Origin of the sequence: Streptomyces sp. NPDC005402 (assembly GCF_040606575.1) — a bacterium.
GTDB lineage: Bacteria > Actinomycetota > Actinomycetes > Streptomycetales > Streptomycetaceae > Streptomyces.
In genome coordinates this window covers 167,985-185,908 of the sequence record NZ_JBEXFB010000007.1, presented here as the reverse complement: position 1 = coordinate 185,908, position 17,924 = coordinate 167,985, and the positions used below count along the sequence as shown (strand labels likewise).

Annotated in this window: 15 protein-coding genes; 11 read left to right on the top strand and 4 right to left on the bottom strand. The window is 70.7% G+C overall.

The window, feature by feature from the left end; genetic code table 11:
* Positions 1-63 precede the first annotated feature (63 nt).
* The gene (locus ABZT02_RS15985; protein WP_356018316.1) at positions 64-1,686 is read right to left on the bottom strand and encodes a penicillin-binding transpeptidase domain-containing protein; all 1,623 of its coding nucleotides are present in this window, start codon (positions 1,684-1,686) and stop codon (positions 64-66) included.
* A gap of 124 nt (positions 1,687-1,810) precedes the next feature.
* Positions 1,811-3,550, bottom strand: a complete 1,740-nt coding sequence (locus tag ABZT02_RS15980) for a phospholipid carrier-dependent glycosyltransferase (RefSeq protein WP_356018313.1) — start codon at positions 3,548-3,550, stop codon at positions 1,811-1,813.
* A gap of 85 nt (positions 3,551-3,635) precedes the next feature.
* On the opposite strand from ABZT02_RS15980, the gene rsmI reads away from it, so the two are divergent.
* The 8 genes from rsmI to ABZT02_RS15940 all read left to right on the top strand — a co-directional run bounded on the left by rsmI (position 3,636) and on the right by ABZT02_RS15940 (position 12,136).
* Positions 3,636-4,484 carry a 16S rRNA (cytidine(1402)-2'-O)-methyltransferase gene (gene rsmI / locus ABZT02_RS15975; RefSeq protein WP_356018311.1) on the top strand — a complete coding sequence of 283 codons (849 nt, stop codon included), beginning with the start codon at positions 3,636-3,638 and terminating at the stop codon, positions 4,482-4,484.
* A 246-nt stretch (positions 4,485-4,730) separates the two neighbouring features.
* Positions 4,731-5,129 (top strand): hypothetical protein, encoded by a 399-nt coding sequence (locus ABZT02_RS15970; protein WP_356018309.1) that lies wholly within the window; start codon positions 4,731-4,733, stop codon positions 5,127-5,129.
* Between the two features lie 46 nt (positions 5,130-5,175).
* The gene (locus tag ABZT02_RS15965; RefSeq protein WP_356018307.1) at positions 5,176-6,060 is read left to right on the top strand and encodes a TatD family hydrolase; all 885 of its coding nucleotides are present in this window, start codon (positions 5,176-5,178) and stop codon (positions 6,058-6,060) included.
* Positions 6,061-6,160: 100 nt separating this feature from the next.
* On the top strand, positions 6,161-7,537 hold the full coding sequence (locus ABZT02_RS15960; protein WP_356018305.1) for a ubiquitin-like domain-containing protein: 1,377 nt from the start codon (positions 6,161-6,163) through the stop codon (positions 7,535-7,537).
* Positions 7,538-7,580: 43 nt separating this feature from the next.
* Positions 7,581-8,462: a 16S rRNA (adenine(1518)-N(6)/adenine(1519)-N(6))-dimethyltransferase RsmA gene (gene rsmA, locus ABZT02_RS15955; RefSeq protein WP_356018302.1), complete on the top strand. Its 882-nt coding sequence runs from the start codon at positions 7,581-7,583 to the stop codon at positions 8,460-8,462.
* Positions 8,459-9,358, top strand: coding sequence for a 4-(cytidine 5'-diphospho)-2-C-methyl-D-erythritol kinase (locus ABZT02_RS15950; RefSeq protein WP_356018300.1), 900 nt, complete (start codon positions 8,459-8,461; stop codon positions 9,356-9,358). Before rsmA ends, ABZT02_RS15950 begins: the two co-directional genes overlap by 4 nt.
* 49 nt (positions 9,359-9,407) lie before the next feature.
* The gene (locus tag ABZT02_RS15945; protein WP_356018298.1) at positions 9,408-11,210 is read left to right on the top strand and encodes an ABC-F family ATP-binding cassette domain-containing protein; all 1,803 of its coding nucleotides are present in this window, start codon (positions 9,408-9,410) and stop codon (positions 11,208-11,210) included.
* 224 nt (positions 11,211-11,434) lie between these two features.
* Positions 11,435-12,136: a LuxR C-terminal-related transcriptional regulator gene (locus ABZT02_RS15940; RefSeq protein WP_356018296.1), complete on the top strand. Its 702-nt coding sequence runs from the start codon at positions 11,435-11,437 to the stop codon at positions 12,134-12,136.
* A gap of 422 nt (positions 12,137-12,558) precedes the next feature.
* Here the strand turns inward: ABZT02_RS15940 and ABZT02_RS15935 are convergent, their stop codons facing one another.
* The gene (locus tag ABZT02_RS15935; protein ID WP_356018294.1) at positions 12,559-12,846 is read right to left on the bottom strand and encodes a hypothetical protein; all 288 of its coding nucleotides are present in this window, start codon (positions 12,844-12,846) and stop codon (positions 12,559-12,561) included.
* A gap of 18 nt (positions 12,847-12,864) precedes the next feature.
* Positions 12,865-14,553, bottom strand: coding sequence for a sodium:solute symporter family protein (locus tag ABZT02_RS15930; protein ID WP_356018643.1), 1,689 nt, complete (start codon positions 14,551-14,553; stop codon positions 12,865-12,867).
* A gap of 112 nt (positions 14,554-14,665) precedes the next feature.
* Between ABZT02_RS15930 and galT the strand changes: the two genes are divergently transcribed.
* The 3 genes from galT to galK are packed head-to-tail and all read left to right on the top strand — an operon-like array spanning position 14,666 to position 17,846.
* Positions 14,666-15,727: a galactose-1-phosphate uridylyltransferase gene (gene galT / locus ABZT02_RS15925; protein WP_356018292.1), complete on the top strand. Its 1,062-nt coding sequence runs from the start codon at positions 14,666-14,668 to the stop codon at positions 15,725-15,727.
* On the top strand, positions 15,724-16,692 hold the full coding sequence (gene galE, locus ABZT02_RS15920) for a UDP-glucose 4-epimerase GalE (protein ID WP_356018290.1): 969 nt from the start codon (positions 15,724-15,726) through the stop codon (positions 16,690-16,692). The genes galT and galE overlap by 4 nt, the downstream gene beginning before the upstream one ends.
* Positions 16,692-17,846 carry a galactokinase gene (galK, locus tag ABZT02_RS15915; protein WP_356018287.1) on the top strand — a complete coding sequence of 385 codons (1,155 nt, stop codon included), beginning with the start codon at positions 16,692-16,694 and terminating at the stop codon, positions 17,844-17,846. Before galE ends, galK begins: the two co-directional genes overlap by 1 nt.
* The last annotated feature ends 78 nt before the right edge of the window (positions 17,847-17,924 follow it).

Below are 17,924 nucleotides of genomic sequence, written 5' to 3'. Positions count from 1 at the left end.
TCGTCGCCCTCATCCATCCCAACGACGGCAACAGCCTAGAGTCCCTGTCCGGACCGGGTGACGTCAGCCGGCGGCTCGTAGCACAGCTGCGACAATCGGGCCCGCCGCGTCGCCGCCGTGGCCGCCCTCCTCGGTCATGGCCGCCGCCGCCATGTCGTTGCGGAAACCGGTGAACCAGCTGTTGGACACCTGCTGTCCGTCGACCTCCGCGGAACCGGTCTTCGCGCCGATGTCCCCGCCGAGCCCCGCCATCGCCTTGGCCCCCGTGCCCTGGGTCGCGGTCAGCCGCATCATCTGCTTCAGCTGGGAGGCGGTGTTGTACGGCAGCCCCTTGGCGGTGGCCAGTTCGCGGTCGTCGAGCTTCGGCGAGACCAGGTAGGGCTGGCGGAAGGCGCCGGTGATCGCGGTGGCCGTCACCGAGGCCATGTTCAGCGGGTTCATCTGGACCTGGCCCTGGCCTATCGCGTTCGCCGCGCGGTCCGGACCGCTGACGGCGGGCACCTTGCCGTCGAAGGAGACGATGCCGGTCTTCCAGTCCTCGCCGATCCCGAAGCGGTTCTGGGCCTCCAGGGTCAGCGACTCGTCGGTGAGCGGCTTCTCGTCGATCAGCTTGATGAAGGCGGTGTTGCAGGACCGCATGAAGCTGTTGGCGAGCGAGGCGCCCTCGTTGGGCTGCATGCCCGTGAGGTTCTTGAAGGTCTGCCCCTGCCACACGGCGCTGTCCGGGCAGGGCGCGGGGCCGGTCATCGAGGTCACGCCGTTGTCGATGAGCATCGCGGCGGTGATGATCTTCATGGTGGAGCCGGGGGCCTTGGTGCCCTCGAAGGCCGCGTTGAAGGCGTCCGTACGGTTGTTGGCCACGGCCAGCACCTCACCGGTGCTGGGCTTGACGGCCACGACCGAGGACTGGCCGTACAGCTTGACGGCCTTCTCGGCGGCGGCCTGCGCGGTCGCGCTGAGCGTGGTCTCCAGCTTGCCCGCCCTGCCCTCGGCAAGGGTCAGCAGCGAGGTGTCGGGGCTCTGGTCCGGGTGCTTGATGACCAGCTCGATGCCGGGGGTGCCGCCGGCCTCGGTGCCGTACTTCTCGCGCAGGGCGTCCAGGACCGGGCCCAGCGACGGGTACTTCTCCTTGGTCAGCACCTTGCCGTTGCGGTCCACCGCCTCGATGGACGGGTTCGCGGACGCGCCGGTGACGAGCCGGTCGTCCCGCTGGAGCTTCGGGTACACCACGGAGGGCTGCCAGTCGACCAGCGCCTTCCCGGTGGTCACCCCGCGCACGACCGTCAGCTTGCTCCGGTACGCCAGCGGCTTGGACTTCCCGTCGTACGAAACGGTCGCCTTCACGCTGTACGGCACGGTGGCGCCGGTCGCCCTGCCGGGCGTGATCTGCACGTCACCGATGTGCGCGTCCGTCCCGTAGGCCGTCAGCAGCACCTCGGCCGCGGTGCTGTTGTTGGTCAACGCCGCCGCGCTCGCCGCGTTGCCCTTCTCCCACGCGGCGAAGAAGTCCTCGGAGGCCGCCTTGATCTCGTCGTCACCGGGCGGCCCGCTCCGCTTGGCGTCCCCGACCCCGCCGCTCCCGTCGTCGCTCAACGCCGACACGAAGTTGTACGCCCCGTATCCGGCCCCGCCGACCATCACGGCGAACACCGTGCTGACGACAGCGACCTTCACCCCCTTGGCCATGGTGTGGCCCCCTCCCCGATTCCCCGTTGTTGGGGGAACTCTAAGCGGGAGGTGTGACAGGCGGGGTGGGAGTTTCTTGATTCGTCGAAGCAGGTGCTCAATCACACATGTGAACGCCGGGGCTCTAGACCCACGTGTCCAGCCACATCCGCGACCGCCAGTCGTCGATCGGGATGCTCGTGCCGGTGTACAGGGGCCAGAAGTAGATGAAGTTCCAGGCGATCAGGAGGACCAGGACTCCGGCCGCTGTGGCGCCTGCCACGCGGCGGGTGTCGGAGGCGCGTGGCGGGCCGACGAGGGCGCCGATGAGCATCGCGACGGCCAGACAGAGGAAGGGGAGGAAGACGATCGTGTAGAAGAAGAAGATCGTGCGTTCCTGGTAGTTGAACCAGGGGAGGTAGCCGGCCGCGATCCCGCAGGCGATGGCGCCGGCGCGCCAGTCGCGGCGGAAGAACCAGCGCCACAGGACGTAGAGGATCGCGAAGCAGGCGGCCCACCAGAGGAGGGGCGTGCCGATGGCCAGGACCTCGCGCGCGCACTTCTCGCCCGCGTCGGCCGGGCAGCCGTCGGTGCCGGGCGTGGGGGACTCGTAGAAGTACGAGACCGGCCGGGCGTCGACGATCCAGCTCCACGGGTTGGACATGTACGTGTGCGGCGAGGACAGGCCGACGTTGAACTTGTAGACCTCGTGCTCGTAGTGGATCAGGCTGCGCCACCAGTCGGGCAGGAAGGTCCAGCTGCCGCCCTTGCCGTCGGTCGCCGCCCAGTTGCGGTAGTAGCCGCCGGTGCCGTCCGCGGGGGAGAGGATCCAGCCGATCCACGAGGTGACGTAGGTGATGACCGCGACCGGCACCATGGCCAGGAACGCGATGCCGAGGTCGTACTTGAGGACCGCCTCGTAGGGGCGGCGGGCTCCCGCGACCTTGCGCGCGCCGACGTCCCACAGCACCGTCATGATGCCGAACGCGATGAGGAAGAACAGTCCGTTCCACTTGGTGCCCATGGCCAGGCCCAGCAGCAGGCCCGCCAGCCAGCGGTAGGGGCGCCAACCGAGGCGCAGGGTGTCCGCGATGTGTGCGTCGGGGCGCACGAGACCGTAGCCGTCGACCGGCAGCGCGGCCGCGAGCTTCTCCCGGGCCCGGTCGCGGTCGATGACCAGGCAGGCGAACGCGGCCAGCACGAAGAACATCAGCACACCGTCGAGCAGCGCGGTCCGCGCCATCACGAAGGCCAGGCCGTCCACGGTCATCAGCGCGCCCGCCAGGCAGCCGAGGAACGTGGAGCGGAAGATGCGGCGGCCCACCCGGCACACGATCAGCACCGACAGCGTCCCGAGCAGCGCCGTCATGAACCGCCAGCCGAACGGGTCGAACCCGAACATCAGCTCGCCGAGCCCGATGACGTACTTGCCGACCGGCGGATGCACCACATAGGCGGCGTCCGTCGGCAGCGCCACGTGCCCGTTCGAGGACAGGATCTGACTGTCGACGTTCTTGCCCCAGCTGAGCTCGAAGCCGCGGTGGACGAGCGCCCACGCGTCCTTCGCGTAGTACGTCTCGTCGAATATCACCTTCTTCGGGCTGCCCAGGTTCCAGAACCGCATCAGCCCCGCCACCAGCGTCACCAGCAGCGGCCCCAGCCAGCCCGACCAGCGCGTGACCCGCTCGGCGAGCGCCCCGGGCACGCCCAGGACCTGCCACATCCGTGGACTGGGCGCGACGAACGGCGGCACCAGGCGCTCGCGCACGTCGCTTCTGGCCTCGGGCGTGTAGCCGAAACGGCGCAGCCTCTGCTGCCACGACGGCCGCCGGTCCTGGGGGGCCTGGTCCTGCCGGGTGTCCGTGGAGGATGCGGTACTGGTCACCGCGCCATCGTAAGGAACGGCGCTGTGTGAGTCCCGTGCATGGGCGGATGCGTCCGGTTCGGGGCGCGGCTGGGAGGATGGGGACGTGACTGGAACCCTTGTCCTGGCAGGCACCCCCATCGGCGACATCGCGGACGCCCCTCCCCGGCTCGCGGCGGAACTGGCCGGGGCCGACGTGGTCGCGGCCGAGGACACCCGGCGGCTGCGGCGGCTGACCCAGGGCCTCGGCGTGACGCCCAAGGGGCGGATCGTGTCGTACTTCGAGGGCAACGAGGCCGCCCGTACGCCCGAACTCGTCGAGGAACTCCTCGGCGGCGCGCGCGTCTTGCTCGTCACCGACGCCGGGATGCCCTCGGTGTCCGACCCCGGGTACCGGCTGGTCGCCGCGGCCGTGGAGAAGGACGTCCGGGTCACCGCCGTACCGGGACCGTCCGCGGTGCTCACCGCGCTCGCGCTGTCCGGGCTGCCCGTTGACCGGTTCTGCTTCGAGGGGTTCCTGCCGCGCAAGGGCGGCGAGCGGCTGTCGCGGCTGCGGGAGGTCGCCGAGGAGCGGCGCACCCTGGTCTACTTCGAGGCGCCCCACCGGCTCGACGACACCCTCGCCGCCATGGCCGAGGTGTTCGGGGCGGAGCGGCGGGCGGCGGTGTGCCGGGAGCTGACCAAGACGTACGAGGAGGTCAAGCGGGGTGCGCTGGGTGCGCTCGCCGAGTGGGCCGCCGAGGGGGTCCGCGGGGAGATCACCGTCGTCGTGGAGGGGGCGCCCGAGAAGGGGGTCGGGGAGATCGACGACGTGGAGCTGGTGCGCAGGGTGCGGGTGCGGGAGGAGGCGGGGGAGCGCCGCAAGGAGGCGATCGCCGCGGTGGCCGTCGAGGCCCAAGTGCCCAAGCGGGTTGTTTTCGATGCGGTCGTCGCGGCGAAGAACGCCACGGCCTGACGTCCTTCATGAGGTGGGTCACACCCCCTCTGAGCAGGGCGCATGACTTCTGAGCGTGCGCCCCATGTGCGGGCAAAGCGACGTCTCGGAATGCAAAGCTCCGCGCCGCCCGGCGGGCCGGTTTGGCAAGGAAGGTCCAAATCGGCTCCAACAGTCGACAGGCCTGTCGCCATCGTGTCCCGGGAGGCGTCCACTGGGGTGAGGGACGTACCCGTCCTTCGAACCAGCGGACACACAGGAGCTGGCATGAGCGAGATCGCAGGGCACCCCGGTGCGACAGCTGTCGTCAACGAGTCCTACTCCTTCGCCTGCATGCGCTGCGGGCACGGATGGGAGCAGTCGTACGAGATAGAGCACCACGTCGACGGCGACGGCCGGGAGTTCGTGCAGTACGTGGTGGACGGACGGGTCGTGCCCTCTCCGCTCTCCAGGCCCACGTGCGCGAACTGCGACCACCACGTCGTACGGATCATGCGGCCCGGCCGGGTCGCCTCCGCCCGTGACGCGGCGCACGGTCAGCACCGCACGCCGCCCGCCGGGCCCGTGGAGGCGCCGGCGGCCGGGGACACCGCACCGGGGCCGGGCGCAGAGCACCACTGGCACCTGGCCGACCTGCTGCACGTCTTCCAGCGCAAGGCGAGCTGACCGCTCCACCATCCGGGTGGGCATGCCCCTTTCGTAGGATCGGGGCATGCCTTCGAACAGCCCCCGCGAGAAGAACGCGGCCCCGCCGCTCCCGGAGCCCCTGCGGGTGCCGGTCGCCGACTCCCACACCCACCTGGACATGCAGGACGGGACGGTGGAGGAGGGGCTCGCTAAAGCCGCGTCGGTCGGGGTGACCACGGTCGTCCAGGTCGGCTGCGACGTCCGCGGCTCGCAGTGGGCGGCCGAGACGGCGGGCCGGTACGACGCCGTCCACGCCACCGTCGCCCTGCACCCCAACGAGGCGCCCCGGATCGTGCACGGCGACCCCGACGGCTGGTCGCGGCAGGGCGCGCGGCAGGCGGGGGGCACACCAGCGCTGGACGAGGCGCTCGCGGAGATCGACCGCCTGGCCGCACTCCCGCAGGTCAGGGGCGTCGGCGAAACGGGCCTTGATTACTTCCGCACCGGGCCCGAGGGCAAGGAGGCGCAGGAGGCGTCCTTCCGCGCCCACATCGAGATGGCCAAGCGGCACGGCAAGGCCCTCGTCATCCACGACCGCGACGCCCACACGGACGTCCTGCGCGTGCTGAAGGAGGAGGGCGCTCCCGAGCGCACCGTCTTCCACTGCTACTCCGGGGACGCCGAGATGGCGGAGATCTGCGCCGCCGCCGGATACTTCATGTCCTTCGCCGGCAACGTCACCTTCAAGAACGCCCAGAACCTGCGGGACGCGGTGGCCGTGGCCCCGCTGGAACTCCTCCTCGTGGAGACGGACGCGCCCTTCCTGACCCCGGCGCCGTACCGCGGACGGCCCAACGCCCCCTATCTCATTCCGGTCACGGTGCGCGCCATGGCCGCCGTGCGCGGTATCGACGAGGACGCGTTGGCCACGGCACTCGCCGCCAACACCGCACGCGCCTTCGGGTACTGACACCCTCGAACGTAACTCCGGGTAGCCGAGTCGCTTTGGAGAGTGACGATCGCTCCGCTAGGTTCTGTGGGCCCGATCCGGACCCCTGGAGCGTGTCGTCGTGAGCAACTCGCAGTACGAGACGTACAAGGCCTACGAGACGTACGGCCCGACCGAGCCGTACCAGCCCTCGGCGTACGGCGGTCCCGCCGCGCCGCCCGCCGGCCCGGACACCGCGCAGACGCTCGACTACGGCGTGTACGGGGCGCCGGACATGGCCCGCACGCGGCCCTACGAGGACACCTACCGTGCCGCGTACGAGATGCCGGAGCCACCCCTCCCGCGCCAGGCCGCGGTGGGCCGTCGAGCCGCGCGCCGGCACAGGACGCGGTACGCGCAGCGGCCGGACAGCGCGATGCGCCGACTGCTTCCGCAGGCGCTGGTCGTCGCCTTCCTAGCCGGCGGCACTACGGCGTTCGTCGCCAAGGACAAGGCGATCGAGCTCACCGTCGACGGCAGGCCGCGCACCCTGCACACCTTCGCGGACGACGTGGGCGAACTGCTCGCCGAGGAGGGCGTCGCGGTCGGGGCGCACGACGTGGTCGCGCCCGCACCCGGTGAGCAACTCGCCGGCGAGGACGAGGTCGCGGTGCGCTACGGGCGTCCCCTGCGGCTCACCCTCGACGGGCACCCGCGTGAGGTGTGGACCACGGCACGGACGGTGGACGGGGCGCTCGAACAGCTCGGGGTGCGCGCGGAGGGCGCGTACGTGTCCACCTCGCGCTCCCGGCGGATCGGGCGGGAAGGGCTCGCGCTGGACGTGCGGACCGAGCGCACCGTGACGATCATGGCCGACGGCCGGGCACGGACGATCCGGACGAACGCGGCGACCGTGGCGGAGGCCGTCGAGGAGGCCGGGGTCACGCTGAAGGGGATGGACACCACCTCGGTGGCGCCGGGGAGCTTCCCCCGCGAGGGGCAGACCGTCACGGTGCTGCGGATCACCGGGAGCAGGGAAGTGCGCGAGGAGCAGATCCCCTTCCGGGAGCGGCGGAGCGAGGACGCCTCCCTCTTCAGGGGCACGGAGGTCGTGGAGCAGGCGGGCGTGCCGGGGGTGCGGCGGGTCACGTACTCCCTGCGGACCGTCAACGGCGTGAAGCAGAAGCCGCGCCGGATCAGGGCCCAGGTGGTGCGGGAACCCCGGACGCAGGTGGTCAGGGTGGGCACGAAGCCGATGCCGACGTCCGTGCGGGGCGCGGACCACCTGAACTGGCAGGGCCTGGCGCACTGCGAGTCCGGGGGCCGCCCGAACGCGGTGGACCCCTCGGGAACGTACGGCGGGCTGTACCAGTTCGACACGAGGACCTGGCAGGCGCTCGGGGGCTCCGGCCGCCCCCAGGACGCGCCCGCGGCGGAGCAGACGCTCCGCGCGAAGAAGCTGTACGTACGGCAGGGGGCGAGCCCTTGGCCGCATTGCGGGGCTCGGTTGCACGGATAGGCGGGCGGGACCGACCCCACCGGCCCGCAGCTAGGCTGTCCACGTGAGCAGCCCCTCTCCAGACTCCCTCCTCGGCCCCGCCGACATCCGCGAACTCGCGGCCGCGCTCGGCGTACGCCCCACCAAGCAGCGCGGCCAGAACTTCGTGATCGACGCGAACACGGTCCGCAGGATCGTGCGGACCGCCGACGTCCGGGACGACGACGTGGTCGTGGAGGTCGGTCCGGGCCTCGGCTCGCTCACCCTCGCGCTCCTGGAAGCCGCCGCCCACGTCACCGCCGTCGAGATCGACGACGTCCTCGCGTCCGCGCTCCCCGCCACCGTCGCCGCCCGCATGCCCGACCGTGCGGAGCACTTCGCCCTCGTGCACGCCGACGCCATGCACGTCACCGAGTTGCCGGGCCCCGCGCCCACCGCACTTGTCGCGAACCTGCCGTACAACGTCGCCGTACCCGTGCTGCTGCACATGCTCGACACCTTCCCGAGCATCGAGCGCACCCTCGTCATGGTCCAGGCGGAGGTCGCCGACCGGCTCGCCGCACCGCCCGGTTCGAAGGTGTACGGCGTCCCGTCCGTGAAGGCCAACTGGTACGCCGAGGTCAAGCGGGCCGGGTCGATCGGCCGCACCGTGTTCTGGCCCGCGCCGAACGTCGACAGCGGCCTCGTCGCGCTGACCCGCAGGACCGAGCCGATCAAGACGACCGCGTCCAAGCGCGAGGTGTTCGCCGTCGTCGACGCCGCCTTCGCCCAGCGCCGCAAGACTTTGCGGGCCGCACTCGCCGGGTGGGCGGGGTCGGCCGCGGCCGCCGAGAGCGCCCTCGTGGCGGCCGGGGTCTCGCCCCAGGCCCGCGGGGAGTCGCTCACCGTCGAGGAGTTCGCACGGATCGCAGAGCACGCAGAGAACAAGGAGCCGGTCCAGCAGTGAGCGTCACCGTCCGCGTCCCCGCCAAGGTCAACGTCCAGCTCGCGGTGGGCGCCGCCCGCCCCGACGGCTTCCACGACCTGGCCAACGTCTTCCTCGCGGTCGGCCTCCACGACGAGGTGACCGTGACGCCCGCCGACGAGCTCCGCGTCACCTGCGAGGGCCCCGACGCCGCCCAGGTCCCCCTCGACCGTACGAATCTGGCGGCCCGCGCGGCGATCGCCCTCGCGGAGCGCCGCGGACTCGACCCCGCCGTGCACGTCCACATCGCCAAGGACATCCCCGTCGCCGGCGGCATGGCGGGCGGCAGCGCGGACGGCGCCGGCGCGCTGCTGGCCTGCGACGCGCTGTGGGGGACGGGCGCCTCCCGTGAGGAACTGCTCGAGATCTGCGCCGAGTTGGGCAGTGACGTGCCGTTCAGCCTGGTGGGCGGGGCCGCGCTCGGGACGGGACGCGGGGAGAAGCTCAGGACGCTGGAGGTCGGCGGCAGCTTCTCGTGGGTCTTCGCCGTTGCGGAACGCGGACTGTCGACCCCGGCCGTCTTCCGGGAGTTCGACCGGCTCACCGAGGGCCTCGACGTCCCCGCGCCCGTCGCCTCCGAGGCGCTGCTCGACGCGCTGGCCACAGGCGACCCGGAGGCGCTCGCCGCCGCCGTCTCCAACGACCTCCAGCCCGCCGCCCTCTCGCTCTTCCCGGAACTCTCCGACACCCTCGCGGCCGGCAGCGCCGCGGGCGCCCTCGCCGGGCTCGTCTCGGGGTCGGGCCCCACCACGGCGTTCCTCGCCCGCGACGCCGGGTCCGCGGCGAAGATCGCGGACGCACTGCGCGCCTCCGGCACGTGCCGGGCGGTGCGTACGGCGTCGGGGCCGGTGCCGGGTGCGACGGTGATGGGGCCCTAGCGGTCGGACTACCCTGGAGGGTCGATCGATCCCCCTGGGCAGGAGAGAAATGGCCGTCAATCTGGTCAATGTCGAGAACGTCAGCAAGGTGTACGGCACCCGTGCCCTGCTGGACGGTGTCTCGCTCGGCGTCTCCGAGGGCGATCGCATCGGCGTCGTGGGCCGCAACGGCGACGGCAAGACCACCCTGATCCGTATGCTCGCCAAGCTGGAGGACGCCGACACCGGACGCGTCACGCACTCCGGCGGACTGCGCCTCGGGGTGCTCACCCAGCACGACTCCCTCGACCCGGCCGCCACCGTGCGGCACGAGGTCATCCGGGACATGGCCGACCACGAGTGGGCCGGCAACGCCAAGATCCGCGACGTGCTGACCGGGCTGTTCGGCGGGCTCGACCTGCCCGGCTTCCCGCAGGGCCTCGACACCGTCATCGCGCCGCTCTCCGGTGGCGAGCGCCGCCGTATCGCCCTCGCCAAGCTGCTCATCGAGGAACAGGACCTGGTCGTCCTCGACGAGCCCACCAACCACCTCGACGTCGAGGGCATCTCCTGGCTGGCCAAGCACCTGCGCGAGCGCCGGTCCGCGCTCGTGTGCGTCACCCACGACCGGTGGTTCCTCGACCAGGTCTGCACGCGGATGTGGGACGTGCAGAAGGGCGACGTCTTCGAGTACGAGGGCGGGTACTCCGACTACGTCTTCGCGCGTGCCGAGCGCGAGCGGATCGCCGCCACCGAGGAGACCAAGCGGCAGAACCTCGTCCGCAAGGAGCTGGCCTGGCTCCGGCGCGGCGCCCCCGCGCGGACGTCCAAGCCGCGCTTTCGGGTCGAGGCCGCCAACGAGCTCATCGCCGACGTGCCGCCGCCGCGGGACAGCAGCGAGCTGATGAAGTTCGCCTCGTCGCGGCTGGGCAAGACGGTCTTCGAGCTGGAGGACGTGACCGTCCAGGCCGGCCCGAAGGTGCTGCTGAAGCATGTGACGTGGCAGCTCGGTCCGGGTGACCGGATCGGCCTCGTCGGGGTCAACGGCGCCGGCAAGACGTCCCTGCTGCGCGCCATGGCCGAGGCCGCGCGCACCGAGGGCGAGACCCAGCCGGTGGGCGGACGGGTCGTGGTCGGCAGGACCGTCAAGCTCGCCTATCTGTCGCAGGAGGTCGCGGAGCTCGACCCCGCGCTGCGGGTGCTGGAGGCCGTCCAGCAGGTGCGGGAGCGCGTCGACCTCGGCAAGGGGCGCGAGATGACCGCCGGGCAACTCTGCGAGACCTTTGGCTTCAACAAGGAGAAGCAGTGGACGCCGGTCGGGGATCTGTCCGGTGGTGAGCGGCGGCGGTTGCAGCTGCTGCGGTTGCTGATGGACGAGCCCAACGTCCTCTTCCTCGACGAGCCCACGAACGACCTCGACATCGAGACGCTGACGCAGCTGGAGGACGTCCTCGACGGGTGGCCCGGCTCGATGGTCGTCATCTCCCACGACCGGTTCTTCGTCGAGCGGACCACCGACCGGGTCTTCGCGCTGCTCGGGGACGCGACGCTGCGGATGCTGCCGCGGGGCATCGACGAGTACCTGGAGCGACGGCAGCGGATGGAGGAGGCCGCCGCCGCCTCGGCGCCCGTCGTGGAGAAGCCCGCCGCCGAGAGGAGCTCCGCCGATCAGCGGGCCGCCAAGAAGGAGCTCCAGAAGATCGAGCGGCAGCTCGACAAGATCTCCGAGAAGGAGACGAAGCTGCACGCCCGGATCGCCGACGACGCCACCGACTTCGCCAAGGTGGCCTCCCTCGACGCCGAACTCCGGGACCTCGCCGGGGAGCGGGAGGAGCTGGAGCTGCGGTGGCTGGAGCTCGCCGAGGACGCCTGAGGTCTCTCGTGAGGGTCTTTCAAGAGCGAATGAGGCGAAACCCAGAAATTCCATCGATCCGGGGCACTTCTCGCCGGTAGGGGAAGCGCAACGTCGAACAAGCGTGTAGCTTCCGGGGGCATGAAGGGCGGGGGAGCCGGGTGGGGACCCCTGTCCGGGGGGATCGGTGGGCATCCATAGTGGGGCATTCACGCGGATCCATGGGGGGACTGGGGGGTTGCTCGATGGGAGTTCGGCTCATGGTGGTCGACGACCACCGATTGCTCGCCGAGGCGCTGGCCTCGGCTCTGAAACTGCGCGGGCACCGGGTGCTCGCGGCGGCGGCACCTGCCGCGGGGGCGGCGGAGCTGGTGATCAGCCGGGCGCCCGAGGTGTGCCTGCTGGGGACGGCCACGCCGGCCGAGCCGGGGATGTTCGACCCGGTCGTGAAGATCAAGCGGGAGCGGCCGCAGGTGGCGGTGCTGGTGCTGGGACCGGTGCCGAGTCCTCGCGGGATCGCCGCCGCGTTCGCCGCGGGGGCCTCCGGCTATGTGCGGCACGACGAGCGCATCGAGGGGGTCGAGCGGGCGATCATGAAGGCTCGTGCGGGGGAGGCGGCGGTTGCTCCGCAGTTGCTCCAGGGCGCGTTCAGTGAGCTGTTGAACCCAGCGGCCCAGCCGGACGACGAAGGGCAGCGGTTGCTCCAGATGCTGACGCCTCGCGAGGTGGAGGTGCTGGTCCGGGTGGCCGACGGGGAGGACACGCGGCTGATCGCGGCGGGGATGGGGATTGCGCCGTCCACCGCCCGGACGCATGTGCAGCGGGTGCTGATGAAGCTGGGGGTGGGTTCTCGGTTGGAGGCGGCGGCGTTGGCTGCGCGGACGGGGTTGCTGGATCGGGCGGGGCCTGTGCCTCAGCCTCAGCCTCCGGCGGTGGGGCCGGGGTAGGTGGTCGGGTGTCTGCGGGCCGGTGGGGGCGGGCGTTTTGCGCAGTTCCCCGCGCCCCTGATGCCTGCGGCGGCCTGGTTCGGCTTCGGTGGGGGCTTGTGTAGCGCGTGCGGTTCGGTGGGTGGGTCGGGGCCGGGGTGGGGGGTGTCCGTCCTCGGTCCGGCGGTTGCTGTTCCTTGAGCAGGGCTCGGTGACGGACGCCGGCCGCTGCGGGCGGACACCCCCCACCCCGTCCCCTGCGCGCCGTACGCGACTGACGGCCCGTCGTAGTGCGCGAGGGGTGACAAACGGTCCGCCGGTGGCGCGCGAGGTAGCGAACGGCCCGTCCTGGCGCAGGTGACTGCAACCCCCTAGGGGCGCGGGGAACTGCGCGGCCAGCCACGACGGACCCGCACTCGCCCCACAAGCCCACCCGGCACCCTCTACTCCTCAGGTGTCTCCCGCTGCGGCGGTGCCACCGGCTTCAGTTTCTGCCAGATCAGGAAGAAGATGCCGAGGATCAGCATGCCGAGGCCGGTCCAGAGGTTGATGTTGACGCCCTCGGCCTTGTCGAGGGTGGCGTCGGACGGGTTGATCCCGGCGATCGTGACGATGATGCCGTAGAGGACGAACAGGCCGCCGATGATGCGGCGCAGGTCGAAGATGCGGGCAGCCGTCGCAGACTCGGCCTGGAGTTCGGAGACTTCCCGCTGGACGTCGTGTTCGGACATGGTCTCAATCCTCCGGGATCAGAACGAGAACGGGATGTAGCAGGCGGCCGCCAGTACCACCGCACCCCAGCCCAGCAGGGCCGGCCTGCGGTACCAGGCGTCGTCGCCGACGGCGGGGGGCTCGGACATGCCGGGGGACGTCGTGCCGTAGACGAGGCCCTGGAGTTCCCCGGCGGGCTTGGGGGCCGTGAAGAGGGACACGGCGACCATGACCACCGCACCGGCCACGAAGCCGACGATCGCGGAGACGAAGTTGGCGCCCTGGTCGGAGGGGATGTCGATGATGCCCTGCTTGTAGATCCAGAAGTAGTTCACCATCGCCGCGACCGTGCCGGCCAGCAGGCCCCAGAAGCCCGACTTCGCGGACGCCCGCTTCCAGAACATGCCGACGATGAAGACGACGAACATCGGCACGTTGAAGAAGGAGAACAGGGTCTGGAGGTAGCTCATGATGTTGGAGAAGGAGGACGCCAGGAACGCTGTTCCCACCGACGCGCAGACGCCGATCACCGTGATGAGGCGGCCGAAGCGGACGTAGTAGCCGTCCTCGCGGCCCCGCTGCACGTACTTCGCCCAGATGTCGTTCGTGAACACCGTGTTGAAGGACGAGACGTTCGCCGCCATGCCCGCCATGAAGGCGGCCAGCAGGCCGGTGACCGCGATGCCGAGGACGCCGTTCGGCAGGAGCTGTTCCATCAGGTACGGGATGGCGTCGTTGTACTGGTAGCCGGACTTGGTGGTGCCGAAGCCGGGGATCAGGGCCGCCGCCGTCAGACCCGGGATCATCACCAGGAACACGATGAAGATCTTCGGGAACGCGGCGATCAGGGGCGTGCGCTGGGCCGCCGAAAGGTTCTTCGCCGACAGCGCTCGCTGGACCTCCGCGAAGTTCGTCGTCCAGTAGCCGAAGGACAGCACGAAGCCGAGGCCCAGCACGATCGTCAGCCAGTTCGCGCCCAGCGGGTTGGCGCTGCCGATGCCCGTGCCGCCCCAGGCCGTGGTGAAGTTCGCCCCGTGCTGCGCCGTCAGCTTGTCGGTCAGGCCGTCCCAGCCGCCGACCTTCTTCAGGCCCAGGAAGACCAGGGGGATCAGGGCCGCCAGGATCACGAAGAACTGGAGGACCTCGTTGTAGATGGCGGAGGACAGGCCGCCGAGGGTGATGTAGGCGAGGACGAAGGCGCCGGCCACGACGATGGCCACCCACTGCGGCCAGCCCAGCAGGGCCTCGACCACGATCGCGAGGGCATAGAGGTTCACGCCGGCGATGAGGATGGCCGCGAAGGCGAACAGGGCCGAGCTGAGCAGGTGGGCCCACTTGTCGAAGCGCAGGAGGAGCATCTCGGGGACCGAGCGCACCTTGCTGCCGTAGTAGAAGGGCATCATCACCAGGCCGAGGAAGACCATGGCCGGGATGGCGCCGATCCAGTACCAGTGGACCGTGTAGGCGCCGTACTGTGCGCTGTTGGCGGCCATCCCCAGGATCTCCGTGGCGGCCAGGTTGGCGGAGATGAAGGCGAGACCCGTGATCCAGGCCGGCAGTGAGCGGCCGGAGAGGAAGAAGTCCAGGCTCGTCTTCACCGATCTCCGGGCCGCGAAACCGATGCCGAGGACTACGACGAAGTAGATGCCGAGGATCGTGTAGTCGAGCCAGTTGGTGGGGAGCCGGAGCTCCGCGGCCAGGTATGCGCCTTTTGTGGCGGTCTGCATAGTCAGCAATTGAACACCTCGACTGATGCGCTTTGTTTGATTCCGATGTTGACGCGGGTGGGTGGTTATGGTTACTTGTGTTTAGTTATGTTTGAGTGAAGGAGCCCCAGCGGTGAAGAAGACCTCGACCCGGCTGGCCGACGGTCGCGAGCTCATCTACTACGACCTGCGCGACGACACCGTCCGCGACGCCGTGGACCGGCGTCCGCTGGAGCGGACTGTCACCACGTCCGAGGTTCGTCGGGATCCGCTGCTCGGCGACTCCGTGGCCATCGCCTCGCACCGACAGGGGCGCATCTACCACCCGCCCAAGGACGAGTGCCCGCTGTGCCCGTCGCGCGACGGCCGGCTGAGCGAGATCCCGGACTCGTCGTACGACGCCGTGGTCTTCGAGAACCGTTTCCCCTCGCTGGCCGGCGACTCGGGGCGTTGTGAGGTCGTCTGCTTCACCTCGGACCACAACGCGTCCTTCGCGGACCTCACGGAGGAGCAGGCGCGTCTCGTCCTGGACGCGTGGACCGACCGGACGTCGGAGCTGTCGCATCTGCCCTCCGTGGAGCAGGTCTTCTGTTTCGAGAACAGGGGTGCGGAGATCGGTGTGACCCTGGGTCACCCCCATGGCCAGATCTACGCCTACCCGTTCACCACCCCCCGCACCGCCCTGATGCTGCGTTCTCTCGCGGCGCACAAGGAGGCGACCGGAGGGCAGAACCTCTTCGACGCCGTCGTGGAGAGCGAGCTCGCCGGCGAGCGGATCGTCCTGGACGGCGAGCACTGGGTCGCCTTCGTGCCCTATGCGGCGCACTGGCCGTACGAGGTGCACCTCTACCCCAAGCGCCGGGTGCCGGACCTGCTCGGCCTCGACGAGGAGGCCCGCACAGAGTTCCCCCAGGTGTATCTGGAACTCTTGAGGCGCTTCGACCGGATCTTCGGCGAAGGTGAGCCGGCCACGCCGTACATCGCCGCCTGGCACCAGGCGCCGTTCGGGCAGCTGGAGGAGTTCGAGGGCGTGAGCCGTGACGACTTCGCGCTGCACCTCGAGCTTTTCACCATTCGCCGTACGTCCGGCAAGCTGAAGTTCCTCGCGGGATCCGAGTCGGGCATGAACGTCTTCATCAACGACATCAGTCCGGAGGCCGCGGCACAGCGACTGCGAGAGGTAGCGAGTTCATGAAGTACCTGGTGACAGGTGGCGCGGGATATGTCGGCGGTGTCGTGGCCCAGCATCTGCTGGAGGCGGGGCACGAGGTCGTCGTCCTCGACAACCTCTCCACCGGCTTCCGCGAGGGCGTCCCGGCCGGGGCCGCCTTCATCGAGGGCGACATCCGCGACGCCGCCAAGTGGCTGGACTCCTCCTTCGACGGCGTGCTGCACTTCGCCGCGTCCTCGCAGGTCGGCGAGTCGGTCGTGAAGCCCGAGAAGTACTGGGACAACAACGTCGGCGGCACGATGGCGCTGCTCGGCGCCATGCGCGAGGCCGGCGTCAGGAAGCTCGTCTTCTCCTCCACGGCCGCCACGTACGGGGAGCCCGAGGAGGTGCCGATCGTCGAGTCGGCGCCGACCAGGCCGACCAACCCGTACGGCGCCTCCAAGCTCGCCGTCGACTTCATGATCACCAGCGAGGCGAACGCGCACGGCCTCGGTGCCGTGTCCCTGCGCTACTTCAACGTCGCCGGGGCGTACGGCAAGCAGGGCGAGCGGCACGACCCCGAGTCGCACCTCATCCCGCTGATCCTCCAGGTCGCCCAGGGCAAGCGGGAGGCGATCAACGTCTTCGGCGAGGACTACCCCACCCCGGACGGCACCTGCGTCCGCGACTACATCCACGTCGCCGACCTGGCCGAGGCCCACCTGCTGGCCATCAAGGCGGCCACCGCGGGCGAGCACCTCATCTGCAACCTCGGCAACGGCGAGGGCTTCTCCGTCCGTCAGGTCATCGAGACCGTCCGCCAGGTCACCGGCCACCCGATCCCCGAGGTCGTGGCCCCCCGCCGGGGCGGCGACCCGGCCACCCTGGTCGCCTCCGCCGCCACCGCCCGCGAGAAGCTGGGCTGGAACCCGTCCCGCGCGGATCTCGCGGGGATCGTCGCGGACGCCTGGGAGTTCGCACAGACCATCAGCGCAGCAAGGGAGCAGTAGTGGCGGCACAGCAGGTCCGGGACGGTTTCACCGAGCTCTACGGAACCGCGCCCGAGGGTGTCTGGTCGGCGCCGGGCCGCGTCAACCTCATCGGTGAGCACACCGACTACAACGACGGCTTCGTGATGCCCTTCGCGCTGCCGCACACCGCGGTCGCGGCCGTCTCCAGGCGCGCGGACGGCGTCCTGCGGCTGCACTCGGCCGACGTCGAGGGCGGTGTCGTCGAGCTGCGCCTGGACGACCTCGCCCCCGAGAGCGACCGGAACTGGACCGCGTACCCGGCCGGTGTGGTCTGGGCGCTGCGCGAGGCGGGCCACCCCGTCACCGGCGCGGACGTCCACCTCGCCTCCACGGTCCCGTCCGGCGCGGGCCTGTCCTCGTCGGCGGCCCTGGAGGTCGTGGTCGCCCTCGCGCTCAACGACCTGTACGACCTCGGCCTCCAGCGCTGGCAGCTGGCCCGCCTGTGCCAGCGCGCCGAGAACGTCTACGTCGGCGCCCCCACCGGGATCATGGACCAGACCGCGTCCGCCTGCTGCGAGACGGGTCACGCCCTGTTCCTCGACACCCGGGACCTCTCCCAGAAGCAGATCCCCTTCGACCTCGCCGCCGAGGGCATGGTCCTGCTCGTCGTCGACACCCGCGTCAAGCACGCCCACAACGAGGGCGAGTACGGCAAGCGCCGCGCGGGCTGCGAGCGGGGCGCGGCGCTGCTCGGCGTGGACGCGCTGCGGGACATCCCCTACGGCGAGCTCGACGCGGCCCTGAAGAGGCTCGGCGACGACGAGGAGGCCGTACGCCTGGTCCGGCACGTCGTCACCGAGGACGAGCGGGTCGAGAAGGTCGTCGCCCTGCTGGAGTCGGGCGAGACCCGTGCGATCGGCCCCGTGCTGATCGCGGGCCACGCCTCGCTGCGCGACGACTTCCGGATCTCCTGCCCGGAGCTGGACCTGGTCGTCGACACCGCCCTCGCCTCGGGCGCCCTGGGCGCGCGGATGACCGGCGGCGGCTTCGGCGGCTCGGCGATCGTGCTGGCGGAGGCGGCCGACGTGGAACCCCTCACCAAGGCGGTCCAAGAGGCCTTCGCCGCAGCCGGGTTCACCGCTCCGCGGGTGTTCGAGGCAGTGCCCGCGGCGGGCGCGCGGCGCGTGGTCTGAGACGGCTGACCGCTGTTTTGCCCGGCTTGATCCGAACTTGGGGAAAGCCGGGCCTCTCCCTGACATACGCCCCAGTAA

Excerpts from the sequence above, each read along its gene's own strand:
- ABZT02_RS15935 (WP_356018294.1), bottom strand. The coding sequence starts at position 12,846 with ATGTCCGAACACGACGTCCAGCGGGAAGTCTCCGAACTCCAGGCCGAG.
- ABZT02_RS15985 (WP_356018316.1), bottom strand. The coding sequence starts at position 1,686 with ATGGCCAAGGGGGTGAAGGTCGCTGTCGTCAGCACGGTGTTCGCCGTG.
- ABZT02_RS15940 (WP_356018296.1), top strand. The coding sequence starts at position 11,435 with ATGGGAGTTCGGCTCATGGTGGTCGACGACCACCGATTGCTCGCCGAG.
- ABZT02_RS15930 (WP_356018643.1), bottom strand. The coding sequence starts at position 14,553 with ATGCAGACCGCCACAAAAGGCGCATACCTGGCCGCGGAGCTCCGGCTC.
- ABZT02_RS15970 (WP_356018309.1), top strand. The coding sequence starts at position 4,731 with ATGAGCGAGATCGCAGGGCACCCCGGTGCGACAGCTGTCGTCAACGAG.
- galE (WP_356018290.1), top strand. The coding sequence starts at position 15,724 with ATGAAGTACCTGGTGACAGGTGGCGCGGGATATGTCGGCGGTGTCGTG.
- ABZT02_RS15945 (WP_356018298.1), top strand. The coding sequence starts at position 9,408 with ATGGCCGTCAATCTGGTCAATGTCGAGAACGTCAGCAAGGTGTACGGC.
- ABZT02_RS15965 (WP_356018307.1), top strand. The coding sequence starts at position 5,176 with ATGCCTTCGAACAGCCCCCGCGAGAAGAACGCGGCCCCGCCGCTCCCG.